The 24482-nt window shown below is 75.0% G+C and carries 22 protein-coding genes and 1 pseudogene; 14 read left to right on the top strand and 9 right to left on the bottom strand.

Going from position 1 to position 24482, the window contains the following annotated elements; all coding sequences use genetic code 11:
• The first annotated feature begins 37 nt into the window (after positions 1-37).
• Positions 38-1951 (top strand): ABC transporter ATP-binding protein, encoded by a 1914-nt coding sequence (locus tag ACZ514_RS21000; RefSeq protein ID WP_469125362.1) that lies wholly within the window; start codon positions 38-40, stop codon positions 1949-1951.
• A gap of 202 nt (positions 1952-2153) precedes the next feature.
• On the opposite strand, the gene ACZ514_RS20995 is transcribed toward ACZ514_RS21000, so the two are convergent.
• Both ACZ514_RS20995 and ACZ514_RS20990 read right to left on the bottom strand, forming a co-directional pair.
• Entirely contained in the window at positions 2154-3248 is a 1095-nt protein-coding gene (locus tag ACZ514_RS20995) for an FAD-dependent oxidoreductase (RefSeq protein ID WP_469125361.1), read from the bottom strand.
• A gap of 45 nt (positions 3249-3293) precedes the next feature.
• On the bottom strand, positions 3294-4172 hold the full coding sequence (locus ACZ514_RS20990; protein ID WP_469125360.1) for an MmyB family transcriptional regulator: 879 nt from the start codon (positions 4170-4172) through the stop codon (positions 3294-3296).
• A 101-nt stretch (positions 4173-4273) separates the two neighbouring features.
• Here ACZ514_RS20990 and ACZ514_RS20985 point away from each other — a divergent pair, with 101 nt between their 5' ends.
• Positions 4274-5749, top strand: coding sequence for an MFS transporter (locus ACZ514_RS20985; RefSeq protein WP_469125359.1), 1476 nt, complete (start codon positions 4274-4276; stop codon positions 5747-5749).
• A gap of 51 nt (positions 5750-5800) precedes the next feature.
• On the opposite strand, the pseudogene ACZ514_RS20980 reads toward ACZ514_RS20985, so the two are convergent.
• Positions 5801-6313, bottom strand: a pseudogene (locus ACZ514_RS20980) (HAD family hydrolase); the annotation flags it as partial.
• Positions 6314-6321: 8 nt separating this feature from the next.
• Positions 6322-6801: an Lrp/AsnC family transcriptional regulator gene (locus ACZ514_RS20975; RefSeq protein WP_468165736.1), complete on the bottom strand. Its 480-nt coding sequence runs from the start codon at positions 6799-6801 to the stop codon at positions 6322-6324.
• A 262-nt stretch (positions 6802-7063) separates the two neighbouring features.
• Here ACZ514_RS20975 and ACZ514_RS20970 point away from each other — a divergent pair, with 262 nt between their 5' ends.
• Both ACZ514_RS20970 and ACZ514_RS20965 read left to right on the top strand, forming a co-directional pair.
• Positions 7064-8461 carry a cryptochrome/photolyase family protein gene (locus ACZ514_RS20970; protein WP_469125358.1) on the top strand — a complete coding sequence of 466 codons (1398 nt, stop codon included), beginning with the start codon at positions 7064-7066 and terminating at the stop codon, positions 8459-8461.
• A 4-nt stretch (positions 8462-8465) separates the two neighbouring features.
• On the top strand, positions 8466-9452 hold the full coding sequence (locus ACZ514_RS20965; protein WP_469125357.1) for a MerR family transcriptional regulator: 987 nt from the start codon (positions 8466-8468) through the stop codon (positions 9450-9452).
• On the opposite strand, the gene ACZ514_RS20960 is transcribed toward ACZ514_RS20965, so the two are convergent.
• A complete protein-coding gene (locus ACZ514_RS20960) occupies positions 9376-9960 on the bottom strand; it encodes an RNA polymerase sigma factor (RefSeq protein WP_468165742.1) in 585 nt (194 codons plus the stop codon). The two genes, ACZ514_RS20965 and ACZ514_RS20960, sit on opposite strands and share 77 nt — an antisense overlap.
• A gap of 210 nt (positions 9961-10170) precedes the next feature.
• On the opposite strand from ACZ514_RS20960, the gene ACZ514_RS20955 reads away from it, so the two are divergent.
• On the top strand, positions 10171-10764 hold the full coding sequence (locus ACZ514_RS20955; RefSeq protein ID WP_468165744.1) for a histidine phosphatase family protein: 594 nt from the start codon (positions 10171-10173) through the stop codon (positions 10762-10764).
• Between the two features lie 49 nt (positions 10765-10813).
• Here ACZ514_RS20955 and pdxR read toward each other — a convergent pair whose 3' ends face one another.
• Positions 10814-12277: a MocR-like pyridoxine biosynthesis transcription factor PdxR gene (pdxR, locus tag ACZ514_RS20950; RefSeq protein WP_469125356.1), complete on the bottom strand. Its 1464-nt coding sequence runs from the start codon at positions 12275-12277 to the stop codon at positions 10814-10816.
• A gap of 46 nt (positions 12278-12323) precedes the next feature.
• On the opposite strand from pdxR, the gene ACZ514_RS20945 reads away from it, so the two are divergent.
• From ACZ514_RS20945 to ACZ514_RS20915, 7 genes are all read left to right on the top strand, one after another.
• Positions 12324-12776, top strand: a complete 453-nt coding sequence (locus tag ACZ514_RS20945) for a carboxymuconolactone decarboxylase family protein (RefSeq protein WP_469125355.1) — start codon at positions 12324-12326, stop codon at positions 12774-12776.
• 65 nt (positions 12777-12841) lie between these two features.
• The gene (locus ACZ514_RS20940; protein ID WP_469125354.1) at positions 12842-14359 is read left to right on the top strand and encodes an APC family permease; all 1518 of its coding nucleotides are present in this window, start codon (positions 12842-12844) and stop codon (positions 14357-14359) included.
• A 9-nt stretch (positions 14360-14368) separates the two neighbouring features.
• Positions 14369-14794: a universal stress protein gene (locus tag ACZ514_RS20935; RefSeq protein ID WP_468165752.1), complete on the top strand. Its 426-nt coding sequence runs from the start codon at positions 14369-14371 to the stop codon at positions 14792-14794.
• Positions 14795-15055: 261 nt separating this feature from the next.
• Positions 15056-16561: an FUSC family protein gene (locus ACZ514_RS20930; protein ID WP_468165754.1), complete on the top strand. Its 1506-nt coding sequence runs from the start codon at positions 15056-15058 to the stop codon at positions 16559-16561.
• 69 nt (positions 16562-16630) lie between these two features.
• Positions 16631-17200: a GNAT family N-acetyltransferase gene (locus ACZ514_RS20925; RefSeq protein ID WP_469125353.1), complete on the top strand. Its 570-nt coding sequence runs from the start codon at positions 16631-16633 to the stop codon at positions 17198-17200.
• 224 nt (positions 17201-17424) lie between these two features.
• Positions 17425-18564 carry a nitric oxide synthase oxygenase gene (locus tag ACZ514_RS20920; RefSeq protein WP_469125352.1) on the top strand — a complete coding sequence of 380 codons (1140 nt, stop codon included), beginning with the start codon at positions 17425-17427 and terminating at the stop codon, positions 18562-18564.
• Positions 18565-18707: 143 nt separating this feature from the next.
• Positions 18708-19736, top strand: coding sequence for a lactonase family protein (locus ACZ514_RS20915; RefSeq protein ID WP_469125430.1), 1029 nt, complete (start codon positions 18708-18710; stop codon positions 19734-19736).
• Positions 19737-19814: 78 nt separating this feature from the next.
• On the opposite strand, the gene ACZ514_RS20910 is transcribed toward ACZ514_RS20915, so the two are convergent.
• From ACZ514_RS20910 to ACZ514_RS20900, 3 genes are all read right to left on the bottom strand, one after another.
• Complete coding sequence (locus ACZ514_RS20910) at positions 19815-20735, bottom strand: sirohydrochlorin chelatase (RefSeq protein ID WP_468165762.1); 921 nt, start codon at positions 20733-20735, stop codon at positions 19815-19817.
• A gap of 111 nt (positions 20736-20846) precedes the next feature.
• Positions 20847-21533, bottom strand: coding sequence for a uracil-DNA glycosylase (locus ACZ514_RS20905; RefSeq protein WP_468165765.1), 687 nt, complete (start codon positions 21531-21533; stop codon positions 20847-20849).
• A 42-nt stretch (positions 21534-21575) separates the two neighbouring features.
• Positions 21576-22664: a WD40/YVTN/BNR-like repeat-containing protein gene (locus tag ACZ514_RS20900; RefSeq protein ID WP_469125351.1), complete on the bottom strand. Its 1089-nt coding sequence runs from the start codon at positions 22662-22664 to the stop codon at positions 21576-21578.
• A 216-nt stretch (positions 22665-22880) separates the two neighbouring features.
• Here ACZ514_RS20900 and ACZ514_RS20895 point away from each other — a divergent pair, with 216 nt between their 5' ends.
• Together ACZ514_RS20895 and ACZ514_RS20890 are read left to right on the top strand one after the other, a co-directional pair.
• On the top strand, positions 22881-23981 hold the full coding sequence (locus tag ACZ514_RS20895; protein ID WP_469125350.1) for an NADH:flavin oxidoreductase/NADH oxidase: 1101 nt from the start codon (positions 22881-22883) through the stop codon (positions 23979-23981).
• A 111-nt stretch (positions 23982-24092) separates the two neighbouring features.
• On the top strand, positions 24093-24446 hold the full coding sequence (locus ACZ514_RS20890; protein ID WP_468165774.1) for an ArsR/SmtB family transcription factor: 354 nt from the start codon (positions 24093-24095) through the stop codon (positions 24444-24446).
• Positions 24447-24482 lie beyond the last annotated feature (36 nt).

Genomic DNA, 24482 nt, shown 5'->3' with positions numbered 1-24482 from the left:
GAGCTAGGCTCATTCGAGTCCCGTCATAAGGAGGCCCATGCGCCACGACGAACCGAAGTGGACACCATCGGACGAAGCCCTCGACCCGAGCCGCCCGGCATCGGCGGACCGCCCCCGCGAGCTGCGCCGGATCCTCGGCCTGTTCCGTCCCTACCGGGGCCGGCTCGCCGTCGTCGGAGCGCTCGTCGGCGCGTCCTCGCTGGTCGGCGTGGCCTCCCCGTTCCTGCTCAAGGAGATCCTCGACGTCGCGATCCCCCAGGGCCGGACCGGCCTGCTCAGCCTGCTCGCGCTCGGGATGATCCTCACGGCGGTCGTGACCAGCGTCTTCGGCGTGCTCCAGACCCTGATCTCCACCACGGTCGGCCAGCGCGTCATGCACGACCTGCGCACCGCCGTCTACGCCCAGCTCCAGCGGATGCCGCTGGCCTTCTTCACCCGCACCCGCACCGGTGAGGTGCAGTCCCGCATAGCCAACGACATCGGCGGCATGCAGGCCACCGTCACCTCGACCGCGACCTCGCTCGTGTCGAACCTGACCGCCGTGATCGCCTCCGTCGTCGCGATGCTCGCGCTCGACTGGCGGCTGACCGTGGTCTCCCTCCTGCTGCTGCCGGTCTTCGTGTGGATCAGCCGGCGGGTGGGCCGCGAGCGCAAGAGGATCACCACGCAGCGGCAGAAGCAGATGGCGGCCATGGCCGCGACCGTCACCGAGTCCCTCTCGGTCAGCGGCATCCTGCTCGGCCGCACCATGGGCCGCTCGCAGTCCCTCACCGCCGCCTTCGCCGAGGAGTCCGAGAAGCTCGTCGGCCTCGAGGTGCGCGCCAGTATGGCCGGGCGCTGGCGGATGTCCACCATCGGCATCGTCATGGCGGCCATGCCCGCGCTGATCTACTGGGCCGCGGGAATCGCCCTGCAGACCGGCGCCCCCTCGCTCTCCGTCGGCACCCTCGTCGCCTTCGTCACCCTCCAGCAGGGCCTGTTCCGGCCCGCCGTCAGCCTGCTGTCGACCGGGGTGCAGATCCAGACCTCGCTCGCCCTGTTCGCCCGGATCTTCGAGTACCTCGACCTGCCGGTCGACATCACCGAGCGGGCGCGGCCGGTGCGCCTGGAGCGCGCGAGGGGCGAGGTCCGCCTGGAGGACGTGCACTTCGCCTACGACCCCGAGGCCGGCCCCACCCTCACCGGCATCGACATCACCGTCCCGGCCGGCGGCTCCCTCGCCGTGGTCGGCCCCACCGGCTCCGGCAAGAGCACCCTCAGCTACCTGGTGCCCCGGCTCTACGACGTGACCGGCGGACGGGTGGCCCTCGACGGGGTGGACGTGCGCGACCTCGACTTCGACTCGCTGGCCCGGTCCATAGGAGTGGTCTCCCAGGAGACCTACCTCTTCCACGCCTCGGTGGCCGACAACCTCCGCTTCGCCAAGCCGGACGCCACCCGGGAGGAGATCGTCGAGGCGGCCCGCGCGGCACAGATCCACGACCACATCGAGTCCCTGCCCGACGGCTACGACACCCTCGTCGGCGAGCGCGGCTACCGCTTCTCCGGAGGCGAGAAGCAGCGGCTGGCCATCGCGCGCACCATCCTGCGTGACCCGCCGGTGCTCATCCTCGACGAGGCCACCAGCGCCCTCGACACCCGTACCGAGCACGCCGTGCAGCGGGCCATCGACAACCTCTCCGAGGGCCGCACCACCATCACCATCGCCCACCGGCTCTCCACCGTCCGGGACGCCGACCAGATCGTGGTCCTGGACGCAGGCCGGATAGCCGAGCGCGGGACGCACGAGGAACTGCTGGGGGCCGGAGGCCGCTACGCCGCGCTGGTCCGCCGGGACCGGGACGCCGCCCGGGCGCCCCACCCGGAGCGGGACGGTTCCGGCGCGGAACCGGGCGACCCCGGCGCGGGGCCGGCGGCGGGGGAACCCGTACCCACTCCGGTGAACGTGTGATCGTACGACTGGAGCGGGGCGTGAGGGCCGGAAGGCCGGGCTGCGGGAGTGAGCGTGCCCGCATGCCCGACGAGCCCCGGCCGTTCCAGCCGCCACCCCGCCGCTCCCGGCTCACCCGGCGAGGCCGTGTGGTGCTCCTGCTCGGCGCGCTCGGACAGCGGCGACCCCGTCGCCCCCGTCGGCTAAGGAGCCCGGCCGGTCCTCAGGCCGGCACCGCCGGGCCCCGGGCCAGCAGGCGCCGGATCTCGCGGACGGCGGCGCCCCCCGCGCGGTTGGCGCCGACGGTCGAGGCCGACGGACCGTAGCCCACCAGGTGGACCCGCTCGTCGCGCACCGTCCTGGTTCCCTCCAGCCGGATCCCGCCGCCCGGCTCCCGCAGCCGCAGCGGCGCCAGGTGGTCGACGGCGGCCCGGAAGCCGGTGGCCCACAGGATCACGTCGGCGTCCACGCTCCTCCCGTCCGCCCACGCGACCCCGGTTGGGGTGATCCGGTCGAAGACGGGCAGCCGCTCCAGCACCCCGGAGGCCAGCCCGGCCCGTACGCCCTCGGTCAGGGCGAGCCCCGTCACGCTGACCACGCTCCTCGGGGGCAGTCCCCGCCGGACCCGCTCCTCCACCAAGGCCACCGCGGCCCGGCCCTCCGCCTCGCCGAATCCCCCCGCGCGGAAGACGGGCGGCCGCCGGGTCACCCAGGTGGTCCCGGCCGCCACCTCGGAGATCTCCAGCAGGTGCTGCACCGCCGAGGTGCCGCCGCCCACCACGACCACCCGGGCCCCGCCGAACTCCCCGGGCCCGGGATAGCCCGCCGTGTGCAGCTGGCGGCCCCGGAACAGCTCCTGGCCCGGATAGCGCGGCCAGAACGGCCGGTCCCAGGTCCCGGTGGCGTTGACCAGCGCCCGCGCCGACCAGCTGCCCGACGCCGACTCGACGAGGAGGCGGCCGTCCGCGCCCGGGCCGCCGTCGCGTACGCGCCTGACGTCCACGGGGCGGCGTACGGGCAGGCCGAAGCGCTCCTCGTAGGCGGCGAAGTACTCTCCGATCACCTCGGACGAGGGCCGCAGCGGATCGGCGCCGGTCAGCTCCATGCCCGGCAGGGAGTGCATCCCGTGCACCTTGCCGTAGGTGAGCGACGGCCAGCGGAACTGCCAGGCGCCGCCCGGACGGGGCGAGTGGTCCAGCACCACGTGGCCGACTCCGGCCCGGGCCAGGTGGTAGGCGGTCGAAAGGCCCGCCTGCCCCGCCCCGACGACCACCACGTCCACGTCCACGGCGGCCGGATCCCTCAGCGATTCGTTCACGGTTCTACCAACTGGCGGGCGCCGCGGGATCTTCCCCCGCAGGCCTCAGACCCGCGCGGCCCCCGCCGTGGCCGTGGCGGCGGGGGAGAGGTCGTACAGGCGTTCCAGCCGCAGGCGGGTCTCCGCGTCCAGGGGGACGAAGGTCGTCAGCCGCGCGCCCGACGCGGGGCCCAGCCACAGGCTGGTGTGCTCCAGGCGCAGCAGCCCCACATGGGCGTTGCGGATGAGCTTGGTGTTGCCGCCCGCCCCCACCACCTCGTGCCGGGCCCAGATCTCCCGGAACTCCGGCGAGGCCGACTCCAGCCGGGCCAGCAGCGTCTTCCAGGCGGGTTCCGCGAGGTGCCCGGCCATGGCGGCCCGGAACTTGGCCGCCAGCATCCGGTTCAGGCCCGGCATGTCGACGAGGGAGGCCCGCCAGTCCGCGTGGGTGAACGCCAGCCACAAGCAGTTGCGGTCCTCGGGCGGCAGCGCGTCCAGGTCGCACAGCAGCCGCCCGTACGTGCTGTTGTGGGCGAGGATGTCGTACCGGCTGTTCTGCACGCACGCCGGGATGGGATCGAGCTGGTCGAGCATGGCCCGCAGCGCCGGGGTGACGCTCGGGCAGCGCGTGTTCGGCGCCGGGTCGGTGCTCCCGGCCAGAGCGAACAGGTGGGCGCGCTCGCTGGAGTCCAGCAGCAGGGCCCGCGCCAGCGCGTCCAGCACCTGGGCGGACACCTGGATCTCGCGGGCCCGCTCCAGCCAGGTGTACCAGGTGACGCCTACGGCGGAGAGCTGTGCGACCTCCTCGCGGCGCAGGCCCGGCGTGCGCCTGCGCCGGCCCCGGACCAGCCCGACCTGCTCGGGGGTGATCCGCTCGCGGCGGCTGCGCAGGAAGTCGGCGAGCTCGTGGCGGCGCAGGTCGCTCTCCGGGGCAACGGTGGTCATGGCACCAGCGTGCCGCACCGCGCATGCCGTTGCCAGGTACTCCTGGTACCAGGATAAGGAGACTCTGGTACCAGGCTGAGCGGCGGTGGATCGTCTCTCCCGTGAGCGAAACAACCGTACGCACGACCCACCCGTCCCCGTCCGTCCCCGCCGCCCCCACCGCCCCGGCCACCGCCGGGGCCGCGGCCGCGGAGCCCGTCGCCCTCACGCCGCTCGGGCTGTTCACCGTCCTGCTGGGCGCCGCCCTGCCCCTCATCGACTTCTTCATCGTCAACGTGGCGCTGCCGGCCATCGACACCGACCTGGCCGCCGGGCCGGCCATGCTGGAACTCGTCGTCGGCGGCTACGGCGTCGCCTACTCGGTGCTCCTGGTACTGGGCGGCCGGATCGGTGACACGCTCGGCCGGCGCCGGCTCTTCGTCGCCGGGATGGCCGCCTTCGGGCTGACCTCCCTCGCCTGCGGCCTCGCGCCCACCGCCTGGACCCTCGTCGGCGCCCGGGTCGCCCAGGGCGCCGCGGCGGCGCTGATGCTGCCGCAGGTGCTCGCCACCATCCAGGCCACCACCCAGGGCCCGCGCCGCGCCCGTGCGATGAGCCTGTACGGGGCCACCGCGGGCCTGTCCATGGTCGCCGGGCAGATCCTCGGCGGGCTGCTGGTCGCCGCCGACGTGGCCGGGTCCGGCTGGCGCTCGGTGTTCCTCGTCAACGTGCCCGTGGCGGTGGCCGGGCTGGTGCTCGCCGTCCGGGCCGTACCGGAGACCCGCTCGGACCGCCCGGCATCGGTGGACGTCCCCGGAACGCTGCTGCTCGGCCTCACCCTGATCTCGCTGCTCCTGCCCCTGACGGAGGGCCGGGCGGCCGGCTGGCCGCTGTGGACGTGGGTGTCGCTGGCCGTGTCCCCCGTCGCGGCCCTGGCCTTCTACCTGACCGAGCGCCGTGCCGACCGGCTCGGGCGCACCCCGCTCGTGCCGCCGAGCCTGCTGCGGCTGGTGTCCCTGCGGCGCGGGCTGGTGATGATGCTGCCGTTCTCGGTCGGCTTCAGCGGATTCATGTTCGTGGTCGCCGTCTCCCTCCAGCAGGGCCTGCGCATGGGCCCGGTGGCGGCGGGACTCGCACTGGTTCCGATGGCCCTGGCCTTCTTCGCCGCCTCCCTCGCCGGACCCCGGCTGGTCGGCGGGTTCGGCAGCCGGGTCGTCACCGCCGGCGCGCTGATCCAGGCCCTCGGCATCGCCCTCGTCCTGGCCGCCGTCCGGTACGGCTGGCCGGACCTCGGTCTCGCCGGGCTGGCCCCGGGCGTCGCCGTCGCCGGCCTCGGGCAGGGGCTCCAGCTGCCGGTGCTGATGCGGCTGATGCTCTCGGACGTCCCGGCGGACCGGGCCGGAGTGGGCAGCGGGGTCATGGTCACCACGCAGCAGTCCTCGCTGGCCCTCGGCGTGGCGACCATCGGCAGCCTCTTCCTCGCGCTGGCCGGCCCGCTGGGGATGCGTGACGCCCTCTCCGTGACCCTGCTGGTCCAGCTGGCCCTGATCGCCGTGACGGCGCTGCTCAGCCTGCGCCTGCCGAGGGTGATGCGCTGAAGGAGCCGGAGACCGGCCCGTGAGCCCCCGCCCGCCGCTCACCGGCGGACGTCAGGCGGGGGCGGCGGTCCCGCGCGAGAACAGCCACTCCTCGGCGGTGTCGGCGCTGAACTCCCGCTGGCCGCCCGGGAAGAGCAGACCCGCCGCCGCGAACGCCGGGTCTCCGGCGGTGTCCGCCACGTACGGGACCGCCACGCAGCCCATCCCCGCGGCCCGCGCGGCCGGCGCGCCCGGTGCCGCGTCCTCGACGACCACGCAGTCCGCGGGCCGGGCGCCGAGCCGCCGGGCCGCCTCCAGGAACACGTCGGGGGCGGGCTTGCCGTGCTCGACCTCCTCGGCGGAGACGGCCGTGGTCAGCAGCGCTGCCAGGCCGGTGCCCTCCAGGACGGCGTCGATCGCCTCTCGCGGGGAGCCGGACGCCACCGCCATCGGGACGCCCCGCGCGTGCAGCCGCTCCACGAAGGCCCGCATCCGGGGGAAGGCCCGCGTGCGGGTGCGCGCCAGCTCCAGGTAGGCGGCGTTCTGCTCCGCCGGCAGTCGCCCGACCGGGGGCCGCAGGCCGTAGCATCCTGTCAGGACGTGCGAGCCGCCCTGCCCACGGACTCCACCAGCGGCAGCAGCCGGTGCGCGACCCGCTCGCGCAGGGCGACCTCCGTCCGGGTGCGCACCACGCCCGGCAGCCGGATCAGCCGTTGGATCACGTCCTCCAGGTGGCCGGCGTCCCGGGCCACCACCCGCGTCAGCAGGTCCCCGCCGCCGGTGATCGAGAAGGCCTCGACGATCTCCGGCACGGTCGCGAGGGCGTCCCCGACCTCGTCCAGGTGCCCCTGGGTGACCTCGATGTGCACGAAGGCCAGGACCGGGTGCCCCAGCGCGGCGGGGGAGAGCACGGGACCGGTACCGGTGATCACCCCGGTGCGCTCCAGCCGGTCCAGCCGCGCCTGGAGGGTGCCGCGGGCCACGCCGAGGATCCGGGCGTACTCGCGGACGCTGGTGCGCGGCTGCTCGATCAGCAGGCGCAGGATCCGGGTGTCGAGCTCGTCCACCGCCATGTCAGGACTGTACCAATGGCCTGGAATGTCCGACGGCCCGAGCCGCCGGACGGCCCGGACCACCCGACGGTCCGGGCCGCCGACGGTCCGCCGGCCGGAGTGCACGCCGCACGCACCCCGGGGCGCCGGACCACCGGCCCGCCCCCGATCGTCCGGACCGGGTACCACCGCATCCGGTCGCGCCCCCCACACCGAAGAACAGGGCGGAGGCGGCCGCCGTCCCCGCCACCACCGCACAGTCCCCGACACGGAGCCGAGCGCCATGAACACCGCCGTGGTCCTGTACACCTCCGACCTGCGCCTGCACGACCACCCACCGCTGCGTGCCGCCCTCTCCTCCTGCGACCGGGTCGTCCCGCTCTTCGTCCGGGACCGGACCATCGAGGACCGCGGCTTCGCCGTGCCCAACCGGCTGGCCTTCCTCGCCGACTGCCTCGCCGACCTGGACGCGGGCCTCCGCGAGCGCGGCGGACGCCTCGTGGTGCGCTCCGGGGATCCCGTCGCCGAGGTCCGCGCCCTGGTGCGGGAGGCCGACGCCGACGAGGTGCACATGGCCGCCGGCGTCAGCGGCTACGCCCGGGCCCGCGAGGAACGGCTGCGCGAGGCCCTGGAGGCACAGGGCCGCCGGCTGTACACGCACGACACGGTGGTCACGGCGGTGGCCCCGGGGGCGATCCTCCCCACCGGCTCGGCCGCCGGCCACTTCGCCGTCTTCACCCCGTACCTGCGTCGCTGGACGGCACTGCCCACCCGGTCCGTGGCCCCCGCCCCGCGCCGGGTGCGCGTACCCGAGGACATCGGCTCCGAGCCGCTGCCCCGCCGCGACGCCGTCACCGGAACCTCCCCGGGCCTCGCGCGCGGCGGCGAACGCGAGGCCCGCCGGCTGCTGACCCAGTGGCTCCGCTCCGGCGTCACCCACTACGAGGACACCCACGACGACCTCGCCGCCGACGCCACCTCCCGGCTCTCCCCGCACCTGCACTTCGGCACCCTCTCGCCCACCGAGGCCGTCCACCGCTCGCGCGCGGCCGGCGGACCGGGAGCCGAGGCCTTCGTCCGGCAGCTGTGCTGGCGCGACTTCCACCACCAGGTCCTCGCCGCCCGCCCCGACGCCGCCGCCCGCGACTACCGCCCCCGCCACGACCACTGGCGCACCGGCCCCGCCGCCGAGGAGGAACTCCAGGCCTGGAAGGACGGCCGCACCGGCTACCCGGTGGTCGACGCCGCCATGCGCCAGCTGCGCCACGAGGGCTGGATGCCGGGCCGCGCCCGGCTGCTCGCCGCGAGCTTCCTCACCAAGAGCCTCTACGTGGACTGGCGGACCGGAGCCGCGCACTTCCTCGCCCTCCTCGTGGACGGGGACCTCGCCAACAACCAGCTCAACTGGCAGTGGGTGGCCGGCACCGGCACCGACACCCGCCCCAACCGGGTCCTCAACCCCGTCCGTCAGGGCATGCGCTACGACCCCGAGGGCCGCTACGTCCACCGCTGGGTGCCGGAACTGGCCGCACTGCCCGCGCCCCGCGTCCACGAACCCTGGCGGCTGCCCGAGCCCGAGCGGGCCCGGTACGACTACCCGCCGCCGCTGGTGGACCTCGCCGACGCGCTCGGCCGCTTCCGCCAGGCGCGGCCCGGTGCCGCACCGGTCGGCGTACCGTAGGCCGGTGGACCCCGAACCCGCCCTGAGCACCGGCGCCGTCGCCCGCAGCCTCGGGGTGTCCCCGACCACGCTGCGCTCCTGGGAGCGCCGCTACGCCATCGGACCGGCCCACCGCGAGGACGGACGGCACCGCCGCTGGACGCCCGGTGACATCGCCCGCCTGGAGGAGATGTGCCGGCTCACCGCGAGGGGCGTTCCCCCGTCGGAGGCGGCGCGGGCCGCGCTCGGCGCAGCCCCCGCCGCCCGCGCGGCCGGGCGGGCGGCGGCCGTGACGCCGGGCGGGCCCGGTGCCCTCCCCCTCGGGGAGGCGCGGCCGGAGGGCAGGGGGCTCGCACGGGCCGCCGTACGACTGGACGCGCCGGCGGTGGCGGAACTGCTGGAGGCCGCCCTGGCGGAACACGGCCCGGTCGCGGCCTGGGAGGAGGTGATCGCGCCGACCCTGCACGCGGTGGGCCGCAAGTGGGCCTCCGCGGGCGAGCGCTACATCGAGGTGGAGCACCTGCTGTCCTGGCAGATCTCCGCCGCCCTGCACCGGGTCCGCCCCGCGCCGGAGCCGCTGCGCGTGCCCCCGGTCCTTCTCGCCTGCGCGCCGGGGGAGCTGCACAGCCTGCCGCTCGAGGCCCTGGCCGCCGCCCTGGGCGAACAGGGCGTGCCGGTCCGGATGTTCGGCGCCGCCCTGCCCGCCGGGGCGCTGTGCGACGCGGTCCGGCGTACGGGTCCCCGTGCCGCCGTTCTCTGGGCGCAGTCCCGCACCACCGCGGACCGGGCCCTGGCCCGCTCGGTCGCCGGGATCGAGTGGGGGCTGCGCGGGGCGCGCGGCCGCTCGGCGCTCCTGCTGGCGGGACCCGGCTGGGGGCCCGAAGCCCAGGGGCCGCGCACCGGCCGGCTGTTCGGGCTGCGGTCCGGGCTCGCCGTCATCGGGGAACTGGTGGCGGGGCGCACTCCAGCGACCGCCGCAGGGCACCCAGGCCCCGCCTCGTATGACTCTTGACGGTGCCCAGGGGAAGCCCGGTGCGCTCCGCGATCTGGCTCTGGCTCAGATCGGCGTAGAACGCCAGCCACAGGACCCGCCGCTGGGCCACCGGCAGCCGGGCCAGTTCCCCGAGGACCAGCACCCGGTCCAGGGCCTGCTCCGGCGCCGGCTCCCGCGCCCCGGCGCCCCGCCGCTCTTCCGCGCCCCGTGCCTCGGCCCGCGCCACCCGGGCCCGCCTGCCCCGGGCCTCCAGCGCGTCGGCGACCTTGTGCCGGGTGATGCCGGTCAGCCACGCCCCGAGCCCGCCCGGCCCGGGACGGTATCCCGCACGGCCGCGCCAGGCGGCGAGGAACACCTGCTGCGTGACGTCCTCCGCCTCGCGCGGATCACCCAGGGCCCGCCGGGCCAGCGTGAGCACCAGGGGCCGCCAGCGCCGGAAGACGGCCTCCGCGCAGGCCTCGTCCCCGGCGGCGAACCCCGCCTCCAGGGCGGTACCGGCGGTGTACTGCGGGGGAACGGTGTCCATGGGGCCAGCCTCCCCAGGCGGGGCGGTCGGCCTCCACTTGCAGCGTTTCCGCATCGGTTCGCCCCGCGTTCCGCGCCCGCGCCATGCCCCTGCCTCGCACCGCCCCACTCCGCCCCGCCCCGCTCCGGGCGCGGCTCGCCGCCGTGACACGCCCGCCCCGCTCCAGGGGGCGGCGCGCGGGGCGCCGGCACACCGCCATAGGGTCCGGGCATGAGTGATCTGCTGCTGGTGAGGCACGGGGAGACGGCATGGAGCGCCAACGGGCGCCACACCGGGCTGACCGACGTGCCGCTGACCGCGCGGGGCGTCGAAGAGGCCCTCTCGCTGGCCCCCTACTTCCGCGACCGCACGCCCGCCCTGGTCCTGACCAGCCCCCTGGGCCGGGCCGTCGCCACGGCCGAACTCGCCGGGCTGACCGGCGGGATGCCCGAACCGGACCTCCACGAATGGGACTACGGCGGGTACGAGGGCGTCACCACCGCGGAGATCAGGCGGACCCGGCCCGACTGGTCGCTGTGGACCGACGGCGTCCCGCCGGGCGACGCGCGGCACCCCGGCGAGGACGCGGAGCGGGTCGGCGCCCGCGCGGACCGGGTCCTCGCCCGCGTCGGCGAGTCCCTGCGCGACGGCCGGGGCGACGTCGTGCTCGTCGCCCACGGCCACTTCCTGCGCGTCCTGACCGCCCGTTACCTCGGCCTGCCCCCGCAGGACGGCCGGCTCTTCCTCCTGCGCACCGGCACGGTCAGCGTGCTGTCCACGGAGCACGGACTCCCGGTGATCGCGGGCTGGAACACCCGGCCCTGACCCCCGGCCCGGCCCGGCCCGGACCCGCCCGGCCCCCGCCCGGCCGCCCTCAGGCCCCCGCGGGGTCCGGCGGCCCGGGCAGCGCCAGGCACAGGGCGTCCAGCGCCGCCGCGAACGCGTGCTCGGGCGGCGTGCCGTAGCCGAGCACCAGCCCGTCCCGCGGAACCATGGCACTGTCCGGGTGCAGGTACGGCCGCAGCCCCTCCAGGGCCAGGCCCGCCCGCCGGGCCGCGCGCAGCGCGCCCTCCTCGGTGCCGGGCGGCAGCTCCAGCACCGCGTGCAGCCCCGCCGCCACCCCGCTGACCCGGACGTGCGGCGCCTCGGCCGCCAGCCGCGCCGCCAGCAGGTCGCGGCGGCGCCGGTAGACCTGCCGCATCCGGCGCAGGTGGCGGTCGTAGCCGCCCGAGCCGATGAACTCGGCCAGGGTGAGCTGGTCCGTCACCCCCGACCACATCTCGCGCGGCCCCTTCGCCTCCAGGACCCCGTCCACCAGCCGGCCCGGCAGCACCATCCAGCCCGTCCGCAGCGCGGGCGACAGGCTCTTGCTGACGGAGCCGATGTACACGGTCCGCTCCGGGTCCAGGCCCTGGACGGCGCCCACCGGCTGGCGGTCGTAGCGGAACTCCCCGTCGTAGTCGTCCTCGATCACCACCCCGCCGCAGGCCCGCGCCCAGTCCACCACCGCCGCCCGCCGCTCGGGGTGCAGCGGCCCGCCCGTCGGGAACTGGTGAGCGGGCGTGAGCAGCACGGCCCGCGCCCCCGTCGCCGCCAGCTCCCCGACGCGCGCCCCCCGGCCGTCCACGGTCAGCGGCACCGTCTCCCGCCCCGCCCGGGCCAGGACCTCCCGGTGGAAGGGCAGCCCGTACGACTCGACGGCGACCGGGCCCGTCAGGATCCCGGCCAGCAGTTCCAGCGCGTGGGCGAAGCCGGAACAGACCACGACCCGGTCGGGCGCCGTCCGTACGCCCCGCGCCCGCGCGAGGTACTCCGTCAGCGTGCGCCGCAGCTCGATCCGGCCGCGCGGGTCGCCCACCCCGAACGCGTCCTGCGGAGCGGCGGCCAGCGCCCGGCGGGCCGCGCCCAGCCAGGCCGCGCGCGGGAAGGCCGAGGCGTCCGGCGAACTCGGCAGCAGATCGTGCACGGCACGCCGCGGTACGGGCCGGACCGGACCGCGCGGGCCTTCCGGCTCCAGCGGGACGGCCCGCTCCGCGACCCGGGTCCCGGACCCCTGGCGCGCCGACAGCCAGCCCTCCGCCACCAGCTCGGCGTACGCGTCGGCTACGGTGTTGCGGGCGATCCCGAGGTCGGCGGCGAGCGTCCGGTAGGGCGGCAGCCGGGTCCCCGGCGCCAGCCTCCCCGAGTGCACCGCCTCCCGCAGGGCACCCATCAGCCGGGCCCGCAGGCTGCCCCCGCCGCTCAGGTCCAGGTGCAGGTCGCTGCCCGTTCCGGCGGGGGCGCCGCCGTCGCCCCCGGCCCGTGTCTCGTCCGCCGGATTGACCCATGATCTCCGCATGGAAATGAACCCTACGGCCGGTCGATCGCGCCCGTAGGTTCATCCCATGACGACTTTTCAGGTTCCCCAGCGCATGGACTTCCCCACCGTCGCACCCCGCGTCTTCAAGGCCGTCCTCGCCCTCGACGCCGCCGCCCGCGAGGGCCTGGACCCCGTCCTCCTGGAACTGGTCCAGATCCGCGCCTCACAGATCAACCGCTGCGCGTACTGCATCGACTACCACACCGGCGACGCCCGCAAGGGCGGCGAGTCGGAGGAGCGGATGCACCAGCTCGCCGCCTGGCACGACTCCAGTCTGTTCACCGTGAAGGAACGCGCCGCCCTCGCCCTGACCGAGGAGATCACCCTGCTGCCCGGCGGAGTCTCGGACGCCGTCTACGACGAGGCCGCCCGGCACTTCGGCGAGGAGGAACTGGCCCACCTCATCGCGCTCGTCCTCGCCGTGAACACCTGGAACCGGATGAACGTCACCACCCGCAAGACACCCGGCACCGACTGACCCGGACCGGCCCTGACCGGCCCGCCCGCCTCGCGCCCGGCCGCCGCGTGCGTGACGATGCGTACATGAACCACGGCGACCGCGCCGAGGCGGGCGGCGGCACGGCGGACGCCGGTGCCGAGGAGGGCCTCAAGGCCGATGCGATCGGCTTCCTCGACGCCCTCGTCATCGGCCTCAACTCCACCTCTCCCGCCTACTCCCTGGCCGCCGTCATCGGCCCGATCGTGGCCCTGGCCGGGATCTACGCGCCGGGCGTGATGCTGGCCTCCTTCGTACCGATGCTGCTCATCGCCGCGGCCTTCTACTACCTCAACAAGGTCGACCAGGACTGCGGCACCACCTTCTCCTGGGTGACCCGGGCCATGGGCCCCTGGGCGGGCTGGCTCGGCGGCTGGGCCATCGCCATGACCGGGGTGCTCGTCGTCGGCTCCCTCGCCGACGTGGCCGTCCACTTCGGGCTGCTCGCCGCCGGCCTCGACGGCTGGGCGGAGAACCAGGCGGTCCGCCAGACGCTCACCGTCGTCGTCATCCTCGTGATGACCGCCGTCTGCGTCATCGGCACGGAACTCTCCGCCCACCTCCAGGACGTCCTCATCCTCGCCCAGGTCTTCTTCCTCCTGGTCTTCGCCGTCGTCGCCCTCTACCGCGTGTACGCCGGCACCAGCACCCTCGACGGGATCGAACCCTCCCTCGCCTGGCTCAACCCCTTCGGCGCGGGCGGCGCCGCGCTCACCGGCGGACTGCTGCTCGGCGTGTTCATCTACTGGGGCTGGGAGTCCGCCGTGAACCTCACCGAAGAGGTCGAGGACTCCGCCACCGCACCCGGCAGGGCCGGCATCTGGTCCACCGTGGTGCTGCTGGTCACCTACCTGTCCGTGGGCTTCGCCATCGTCGGCTACTCCGGGACCCGGTTCCTGGCCGAGAACGCCGCCGAGGAGGAGGCCGTCTTCGCCGTCCTCGCGCACGAGGTGATGGGCGGCTGGGACTGGATGGTGCTCCTCGCCGTCTGCACCTCCGCCCTCGCCTCCACCCAGACGACGATCATCCCGGCCTCCCGGACCGCCCTCTCCATGGCACGCCGGCACGCCCTGCCGTCCCGGCTCGCGCACATCCACCCCCGCTTCCACACCCCGGAGGTCAGCACCTGGTGGGTGGCCGGCATCGCCATCGCCTGGTACCTCGTCGTCAACCGGATCAGCGAGAACGCCCTCCTCGACTCCCTCACCGCGCTCTCCCTGCTGATCGCCTTCTACTACGCGCTCACCGGGGTGGCCTGCGCCGTCTACTACCGCCGCCACCTGCTGGAGAACGCGCACAACCTCCTCCTCATCGGCGTGGGCCCGCTGGTCGGCGCCGGCCTGCTGGGCTGGCTGCTGGTGGAGTCCGTCATCGACATGTCGGACCCGCGCAACTCCGCCGGCGGGGTCTCCTGGTTCGGTCTCGGCCCGCCGCTGGTCATCGGCATCGGCATCGCGGCCCTCGGCGTGCTCCTCATGTGCTTCCGGCGGATCCGCGACGGCAGGTTCTGGCAGGAGCGCCGCGGCGTGGTCGACCCGGCCCTCGTGCACGGCGGGAAGAGCTGAGGAGGCCCCATGTCCGTGGTCCTCGGTTACGACGAGTCCCCCGGCGCCGAGCGGGCCCTGCGGGTGGCGCTGGAGGTGGCCGCCGCCTTCGGGGAACCCCTGGTCCTCGTGTACGGTGCCGCCGCCCCCGGACCCACGGGGGAGGAGTACCGCGCGCACCGCGAGGCCGTCCTCCAGGCCGGGCGGGCCGCCCTCGCCCGGGCCGTCGAGGCCGCCGACGAGGCCGGCGTGCCCTCCACGGTGGAGGTGGTGGACGACAAGCCGGCCCAGGCCCTGCTCGCCGCCGCCGAACGCCACCGCGCGCGGGTCATCATCGTGGGCAGCTGGGGTGACAGCCCGATCCGGGGCGCCCTGCTCGGCTCCACCCCGCACAAGCTCCTGCACCTGTCGCCCGTTCCGGTGCTGTGCGTGCCGACGGAGGGCGACGGCTCCTGAGCCCGTTCCGTTGGCCTCCCCCTGGCCGGAATTACGGCCTCCGGGCTGGGCCAACGGCCCAGCGTGACGAACGTCGCTTGAGCCATTGCCCCTCCGGATGCTTATCTGTGTCATATCCATGTACTTTCGGCGCCGCGCGACGCCGGACGGCAACGACGCCGGTCCGGAGCGCGGTGCCTTCGCCGTGCCCGTACGCCGCCCACCACCCCCGGGCGGAGCCCGGGCCGGCGCGCGTGACTCCGAGGGGGGCGGCACACCGCCATGAAGAGGATGTTCGTCGCTCCGGATCCGGGGCGCACCAGACTGCGGAACTCGCTGCGCGCGGTGATCGGCACGGGGCTCGCCGTCGCCGTGGCCGAACTGTCGGGGCTGTCGCTGACCGCCTCCATCACCGGCGGCCTCGCGGCGCTGCTCGCGCTGTTCACCGTCCTCGACGCGGACGTCCGCGCCCAGCGGGTGACCACCGCCCTGCTGCCCGCCACCGGCTTCCCCGTTCTGGCACTGGCCACCGGACTGCACGGGATGCCGTCCGTGCGCGACGCCGCCTTCCTCGCCGTAGTCTTCGCCGGGGTCTACGCACGCCGCTGGGGCCCGCGCGGCCACGCCCTCGGCATCTTCGGCTTCATGATGTTCTTCGTCACCCAGTTCCTGCACGCCCGCCCCGCCCAGCTGCCCGAGCTGTTCGCCGCCGTGGCGCTCGCGCTCCTCTCGGCCGGGGCCGTGCGGTTCGTGCTGTGGCCCATCGAGCGCCGCACGCCCCCCGCGGCCGCCCCGCCGCCGCTGCCCGGCACCGGCCTGGCCCGGCCCACCACCCGCCAGGCCTTCCAGGCCACCGCCGCCTGCGCCTTCGCCCTCGCCGTCGGCCAGGTGCTGTCCGAGGACCGCTGGTACTGGGCCGTGGGCACCGCCTGGTGGATCTTCGTCAACACCGCCTCGCGCGGCGAGACCCTGGTCCGCGGCTTCCGCCGGGTCCTCGGCACCGTCGTCGGCATCGCCGCGGGCCTGCTCATCGCGGTTCCGCTGCACGGGGCGCCCGCCCCCACCGCCGCCCTCGTCGCCGTCTGCGTCTTCGGCATCTTCTACACGGCGGCCCCCTCCTACTCCTGGATGATGTTCTTCGTCACCGTCATGGCCGGGCTGCTCTACGGGCTCCTCGGCGTACTGCACCCCGGGCTGCTGCTCCTGCGCTTCGAGGAGACCGCCGTCGGCGCGCTCGGCGCCGCCCTCGCCGTGGTGCTGATCCTCCCCGTCACCACGCACGGCGCCAACGAGGCCTGGATCCAGCGGGCCCTGCACTGCGTACGCGCCGCCACCGCCGCCTCCCTCGACCGCCTCGCCGGAGACCCCGCGGCCGACCCCGCCCCGCACGCCGCCGAGCTGGAACTCCTGCTGGGCCGCGCACGGATCGCCCTCGCGCCGCTCGTCCACCCGCTGAGCCCGCTGCGCGCCCGCAAGGCCCGGGCCCGGCAGGTCATGGCGCTGCTCGACGACTGCGCCCGGGAGGTGCGCGGGCTGGCGGCGGTCGCCGCCGACCCGCAGGCCTCCCACGACGCCCGGCTCGCCGCCGCCTGCTGGCGGGTGGAGGCCGCCGTCGAGGCGCTCACCGCACCCGGGGGAGCTCCGGCGCCCGCCGCGCCGGGCACCCCGGCCCGGGACGCGGGCGCCGAACCGGCCCTGGCCCACCTGCACGGGCTGGAGCAGGCCCTCGTCGCCCTGGCCACCCCCCTGCGCACCGACCCCCGTTCCCCGCTGGTCATCACCGCCTGAGACCACTGAACCGCCGGCCCCGCCCGGCCCGCCCGAACCGCCCGCCGCGCGCGGCGGTACGGTCGGATCATGACGAACTCAGAGGCCCCGGCGTTCGAGTACCGCACCGCCCGTCCCGAGGACCGGGAGGCGATCGCCTCCCTCGACGGTTCCTTCGTCACGTCCACCGTGTTCGAAGTGATCCGGCCCGAGGACGGCTTCGGCTTCGCCCTGCGCGAGGTCGCGGTGGACCCGCCGCTGCGCAAGGTCTTCCCGCCCGAGCCGGACGACGACGGCGACGAGGACGAGGACGGTGAAGGGCATTCCCGCACCTTCGTCGCCGTCGACGCCGGGGCCCTCTGCGGTTTCGCCACCGTCACCTACGCCCCCTGGAACCGGCGCCTGACCGTCGACGACATCGAGGTCGCCCCCGGCCGGCGGGGGCGCGGCGTCGGCCGGGCCCTGATGGAGCTCGCGGCCGGCTTCGCGCGCGAACAGGGCGCCGGGCACCTGTGGCTGGAGGTCAGCTCGGTCAACGCCCCCGCCGTGCACGCCTACCGGCGCATGGGGTTCACGTTCTGCGGCCTGGACACCGCCCTGTACGAGGGCACGCCGGCGGCGGGCGAGCAGGCCCTCTTCATGAGCCGCCCCTGCGGCTGACCCCGCCTCCGGCCCCTCGGTCCTCACCTTGCCGGAATGCCGCGGAGGATACGCCTGCAAGGCCCCTCGCCGCAGGCCGATCGAGTGAGATCACCCGGAGGAGTGTTCCGAAGGCGCCAGGGGCCCCCGGCTGACCTGCCCCGTGTACAACGGGTGAGTGCTCATTGCACATTCATCCGGCACGTACAGGGTGGATCTGGTCGGACAGGGGGGAACGGCCCGGGATGGAAATTCTGCAGAAGCACTCGAGCGCCGCTCAGGTGTGGGAGGCAGCCGAGGAGTTCATCCGGCTCTTCCACCGGGAGAACCCGCAGGCCGGTGATCCGCGTGCCCGCCTCGCCGCCGTGCGGGCCGAGCTCGCGGAGACCGGCACCTACCGGCACACCCCGCAGGAGCTGGTGCACGGCGCCCGCGTGGCCTGGCGCAACAGCAACCGCTGCATAGGCCGGCTCTACTGGAACTCCCTGCGGGTCCGCGACCGGCGCGGGCTGACCGCCGCCGAGGACATCGCCGCCGAATGCTTCGAGCACCTGCGCGAGGCGACCAACGGCGGCAGGGTCCGGCCCACCCTCACCGTCTTCGCCCCCGACACCCCGGACCGCCCCGGCCCGCTGATCTGGAGCGAGCAGCTGGTGCGCTACGCCGGTTACGGGGACCACCACTCCATAACGGTGGGCGACGCCCGCAACGCACCCCTCACCGAGGCCCTCCTGGGGCTGGGCTGGCGTGGCGGCGCGGGCACCCCCTTCGACCTCCTCCCGCTGGTCGTGCAGGGCGTCGACGACAAGCCCCGCTGGTTCGACACCCCCGCCGACGCCGTACTGGAGGTGCCCATCCGGCACCCGGACGAGCGCGACGACTGGAGCGACTGGGGTCTGCGCTGGCACGCCGTGCCGGCCATCTCCAACATGTGCCTGGAGATCGGCGGCATCCACTACCCCGCCGCCCCCTTCAACGGCTGGTACATGGGCACCGAGATCGGTGCCCGCAACCTCGCCGACACCGACCGCTACAACCTCCTCCCCGCCGTCGCCCGAAGACTGGGCCTGGACACCTCCAGCGACCGTTCGCTGTGGAAGGACCGGGCGCTGGTCGAGCTCAACCGGGCCGTGCTGCACTCCTTCGACCGGGCCGGGGTCACCATCGCGGACCACCACACCGAATCCCGGCGCTTCCTCACACACCTGGAGCGGGAGGAGCGCAGGGGCCGCGAAGTGGGCGCCGACTGGTCCTGGATCGTCCCGCCGATCTCCGGTTCCGCCACGCCGGTCTTCCACCGCACGTACGATGACACCCCCAGCTCCACGGGCTACGTGCACCACGACGGCGCGCGGGAACGGGCCGAGGGACGGGACTTGGTCTAGACCTTCTGTTACGGTCGCCCCGACGGCGCGGACCGGCGGAAGGGCGACCTGTGGACGACGTGAACGGCGGGAACGGCGCGGGGGGCCGGGACGGCGCCCCCGGCGGGACCGGTGCGGAAGGGGCCGCGCACACCGCACGCGGCCTGGCCTACATCGGCTCCTTCACCTCGGGCGGCGGCCGCGGCATCACCACCGCGACCGTCGACCCCGCCACCGGGGCGCTGACACCGGTCGCCGTGACCGCCACCCCCGAGAACCCCTCGTGCCTCGCGCTCGGCCCGGACCGCCGCGTCCTCTACGCGGTCAGCGAGGCCGACCAGGGTGCCGTGCTCGCCTTCCGCACCCGACCCGGAGGACTCGAAGCGCTCGGGGCCCCCGTGCCGGTCGGAGCCGCCGGACCCACCCACCTCAGCACGGCCGGCGGCAGGCTGCTGACCGCCAACTACACCTCCGGCAGCGTCAGCAGCCTGCCGCTCGACGCCGACGGCGCTCCCACCGGGCCAGCGGCCGTCCTCGCGCACCGGGGCGGCGGCCCGGACCCCGAGCGGCAGCGGGGCCCGCACGCCCACCAGGTCCGGCCCGACCCCAGCGGCCGCTGGGTGCTGAGCGTGGACCTGGGGACCGACTCCGTCCGGGTCTGCGCCCTGGACCCGGACACCGGGGAGCTGCGCCCGCACGCCGAGAGCGTGCTCAGGGCCGGATCGGGGCCCCGCCACCTCGCGTTCCACCCCGACGGGGAGGTGGTGTACGTCCTGCACGAGCTGGAGCCGCAGATGACCGTCTGCCGCTGGAACGCGGCCGCCGGGGAGCTGGAACCGGTCTCGGAGGTTCCGGTCCTCCCGGAGGGCGCCCCGGACGCCCCGCGGGCCTACCCCTCGGTGGTCGCCGTCTCGGCGGACGGCCGCTTCGTGTGGGCCGCCGTCCGCGGCACCGACACCCTCGCCACGTTCTCGCTCGCCGACGGGCCCGAGAAGCCGCAGGCCACCGATGTGACGGCATGCGGCGGCAGCTGGCCGCGCGATCTCGTCGCCGACCCCGCAGGGCGCCGCCTCTACGTGGCCAACGAGTGGTCCGGCGACGTCACCTGGTTCGAGGTGGACGCGGTCACCGGGCACCCCCGCCGGGCCGGATCGGTGGCCGTCCCCGCCGCCGCCTGCGTGGTCTTCGCCTGAACGGAGCCGTCAGGACGCACGGAGAGGGCCCGCCCGGAAGCGATTCCGGGCGGGCCCTCGTCTCAGCCGCGTGCGGGCCTACTGGGCCGCGGCGCCCAGCTGGATCCCCAGGGCGGCGCTGTACTGCGCGACGGCCAGCTTGCCGAGTGCCGGGTAGGCCCCGAGGACCTCGGCGGTGGAGCAGTCGGCCTCCTTGCACGCCGTGTCCAGCAGGCCCTCGGCCGCTTCCGGGCCGATCAGGTACGGGGCCAGCGCCAGCTGGACCGAACCGGAACCGCGCAGCTCGGCGGCGACCGCCGCCACCGAGCCCTCCTGGTCCAGCGCGGCGGCGATCACGGGCACCGCGAGCCGGGCGGCCAGCAGCATCCCGGTGATCCCGGCCGCCTGCACGGCCTCCTCGCCACCGGTGGTGGCCAGGATGATGCCGTCGGCGGCGGTGGCCACGGTGAACAGCCGGGCCCGGTCGGCGCGGGCCAGGCCGGCCTCCGAGAGGCGCACGTGGAGGCCTTCGGCGAGCAGCGGGTGCGGGCCGAGCACGTCGGCCAGCTCGGCGGCGGCCGAGGAGTCCATCAGCGCCTGGCGCACCCGGCGCAGCAGGCCCCCGTCGGGACCGGCCAGCAGGGGCACGACCACGGCGTCGGGGCCGGTCGGCGCGGGCACCTCCAGACCGGCGGCCCGGGCGAACTCCGCCCGGGCGGTCCGCTCCTGGGCGACGGCGTTCAGCACGCCGGACAGCGAGGGGAACTCGCTCCCCTCGCCGTCCTCGCCCTCGAGGAAGCCGATGCGGGCGTCCAGGCCCGGCAGCTCGGAGCGGCCGATGCTGATGACCTCTTCGGCGAGCCCCCGCGAGGCGGCCGAGGGGGCACCGGGCACGGCGAGCACCAGCGCGGGCGCGCCCTCGGGCGCCACCGCGGGCTCGGGCCGGCGGTGCCGTCCGGTCTGGCGGGGTCGCGGCATTCGTACGGGCAGGCCATTCGCGGGCCCAGTGGGGGAGCTCATGGCGCCGCATGCTACTGGCTTATCGGAACCCCGTGTTCGGGCAGGGCCCACTCGCGTGGCATCTGTCCGTATTTATCCATTGAATGTCGTACGTTGAATATCATATACGGTTCAACTGACTGACGGCAGGCGCCAGTCGACGGGCTGCGCGCCGAGGCCGGCCAGCAGCTCGTTGGTCCGGCTGAACGGCCTGGAGCCGAAGAAGCCGTTGGCGGCGGACATGGGGGAGGGGTGCACGGACTCCACGGCCGGCAGGTCGCCCAGCAGGGGGCGCAGATTGCGGGCGTCGCGGCCCCACAGGATCGACACCAGCGGCTTTCCGCGCGCGACGAGGGCGCGGATCGCCTGCTCGGTGACCGTCTCCCAGCCCTTGCCGCGGTGGCCGCCGGTCTTGCGGGGGGCGGTGGTGAGCGCACGGTTCAGCAGCAGCACGCCCTGCCGGGTCCACGGGGTGAGGTCGCCGTTGAGCGGCCGTCCCGTCCCGATGTCCGCGTGCATCTCGCGGAAGATGTTGTCGAGGCTGGGCGGCCACGGGCTCACGTCCGGGGCGACCGAGAAGGACAGCCCCATGGCGTGTCCCGGCGTCGGGTAGGGGTCCTGCCCGACGATCAGCACCTTCACCTCGTCGAAGGGCTGCTGGAACGCGCGCAGCACGTTCGCCCCCGACGGGACGTAGGTCCTGCCTGCCGCGATCTCGGCGCGCAGGAAGTCGCCCATGGCGGCGATCTGCCCCGCCACCGGCTCCAGAGCCCGGGCCCAGCCCGGCTCGACGATCTCGTTCAACGGTCGTGCTGCCATGGGTGATCACTCTACTGGCCCACACCGACAGCCGGCCGCCGCTCAGCGCAGTACGGCGGCCCGTACGCAGAGCACGTCCGGCAGGTGCTCGGCCAGCAGCTGCCAGCTGTCGCCGTCGTCGTGACTGGCGTACAGCTCGCCGTTGCGGTTGCCGAAGTAGACGCCCGCGGGATCGGCGTCGTCGGTGCACAGGGCGTCGCGCAGGACGGTGCCGTAGTGGTCGCCGGCCGGCAGCCCCTTCGCGAGCGGTTCCCACGTCGCTCCGGCGTCCCGGGTGCGGAAGACCCGGCAGCGGTGCTCCGCCGGCACCCGGTCGGAGTCGGCGTTCAGCGGGAAGACGTACGCGGTGTCCGGGCGGTGCGGGTGGGCGGCCACCGCGAAGCCGAAGTCGGAGGGCAGCCCGGCGCCGATGTCGGTCCACCGGGCGCCCGCGTCGTCGCTGCGGTAGACCCCCCAGTGGTTCTGGAGGTAGAGCCGGCCGGGGTCCGCGGCGTCCTGGGCGATCTTGTGGACGCACTGGCCGAACTCCGGATCCGGATCCGGCAGGAACACCGCGGAGACCCCGCGGTTGGACGGCTCCCAGCTCGCCCCTCCGTCCCGGGTGCGGAACACCCCGGCGGTGGACACCGCCACCGTCACGGCGGCCGGGTCGGCCGGGTCGGTGATCACGGTGTGCAGGCCCTCACCACCGCCGCCCGGCACCCATTCCGAGCGGGTCGGGTGCTCCCACAACGGCCGGACCAGCTCGAAGGACTCGCCCCGGTCGGCCGAGCGGAAGAGCGCGGCGGGCTCGGTCCCGGCGTAGACCACGTCGGGAGCCTCCGGACCGGCCGGGTGCAGCTGCCAGACCCGCTCGAGGGAGGCGCCGGTGTCCTTGGGGAACCTGACGGCGGGCGCGGCGGGCTCGTGCCAGGTCGTGCCCAGATCGTCCGAGCTGAAGACGGACGGCCCCCAGTGCGCGCTGTCCCCGCCCACCAGCAGCCGGGGCGCCGGCCCCCGGGTGTCGACGGCGACCGCCGAGACGGCCTGGGCGTTGAAGTGCGGACCGTCGAACTCCCAGGGGCCGCCGTCCCGGCGGCGGCCGATGAAGAGGCCCTTGCGGGTCCCCGCGAGCAGTACCACGTCGGTCATGGCCGACACCTCCGGACGTCGTTGTCCCTCACGGCAGCTTTCCAGCCAGTCTGCACCCGCCCGCGGGCCGCGGTCCGGCAGACCGGGCCGTCGAAGCCCCGTTCGATCCCCGAATCATTCATACGAGAGGTCTCGTACTACGAGAAATTTCGTAGTACGGTGTTCCTCGTACTTGGCGCCGGTTCCGGCGCCCGTCCGGTGATACCTGGAGAGCTCATGAGTGCCGCACCCGCCGCCTTCGCCGCCCTGTTCCAGCCCTACACCCTCCGTTCGGTCACCCTCCCGAACCGCGTCTGGATGGCGCCGATGTGCCAGTACAGCGCCGAGGCCTTCGGCCCGAACGCGGGCGTGGCGCTGGAGTGGCACTTCGCGCACTACGCGGCCCGGGCCACCGGCGGCACCGGCCTGATCATCCAGGAGGCCACCGCCGTAGCGCCGGAGGGCCGCATCAGCCCCTACGACCTCGGCATCTGGAACGACACCCAGGTCGAGGCGCTCCGCCGGATCACCGCCTTCGTCAAGTCCCAGGGAGCCGTCCCCGGCATCCAGATCGGCCACGCCGGGCGCAAGGCCTCCACCGACCGCACCTGGAAGGGCGGCCGCCCCGTCGGCCCCGAGGGCCACGGCTGGCAGCCCGTCGCGCCGAGCGCCGTGCCGTTCGACGAGGGGCACCCGGTGCCGCACGAGCTGACGACCGAGCGGATCCACGAGATCACCGGCCAGTTCGCGGCCGCCGCCGGACGCGCCCTCGAGGCCGGCTACGAGGTCCTCGAGATCCACGGCGCCCACGGCTACCTCATCGGCGAGTTCCTGTCCCCGCACAGCAACAGGCGCACCGACTCCTACGGCGGCTCGTTCGAGAACCGCACCCGCTTCGCCCTCGAAGTCGTCGACGCGGTGCGGGCGGTGTGGCCCGAGGAACTCCCGCTGTTCTTCCGGATCTCCGCCACCGACTGGCTGGAGGAGGACGGCTGGACCGCCGACGAGACGGTCCGGCTGGCCCGGCTGCTCCAGGAGCACGGCGTGGACCTGCTCGACGTCTCCACCGGCGGGCTCGCCCCGCACGTCAGGATCCCGGCCGGCCCCGGGTATCAGGTGCCCTTCGCCGCCCGCGTCAAGGCGGAGACCACCCTTCCGGTCGCCGCGGTCGGCCTGATCACCGAACCGGAGCAGGCCGAGAAGATCCTCGCCAACGGCGAGGCGGACGCCGTCCTCCTCGGCCGCGAGCTGCTGCGCGACCCCTACTGGGCCCGCCGCGCGGCCGCCGAGCTGGGCGCGGAGATCCCCACGCCGGACCAGTACCACCGCAGCTGGTGACCCCGGGTGCGGCGCGGGCGGGCACCGGCCCCTTCGCGCCGCACCCCCCTCCTTCCTACGACACTTCTCGTACGATGGGGTCCGCAGCGAGCCGAACGAGCGGAGCAGGACATGACGGAACGCGACACGGCCCGAGCCCTCGCCCACCCCGAGCCGCGGGAGATCCGGCTGGAGGACGTCCTGCACGCCCTCTCCGACCCGATGCGGCTGTCCATCGTCCGTGAACTCGCCTCCACGGACACCGAACTGGCCTGTTCCGACTTCGTCCTGCCGGTCACCAAGTCCACGACCACCCACCACTTCCGGGTCCTGCGCGAGAGCGGCGTCGTACGCCAGACCTACCGTGGGACGGCGAAGATGAACGGCCTGCGCCGCGACGACCTCCAAGCCCGCTTCCCGGGCCTCCTGGACAGCATCCTGACGGCCGCCGCCGCCGAGCCGGCGCCGCCTTCGGACGCGTCCTAGCGCCGGCCTCCGGGACCGGTACCCGGCCGGTTCCGG

It is taken from the genome of Streptomyces sp. NPDC034086, assembly GCF_055575515.1.
The sequence above is the reverse complement of the archived record's forward strand: the minus strand, read 5'-3'. Positions and strand labels throughout refer to the sequence as shown.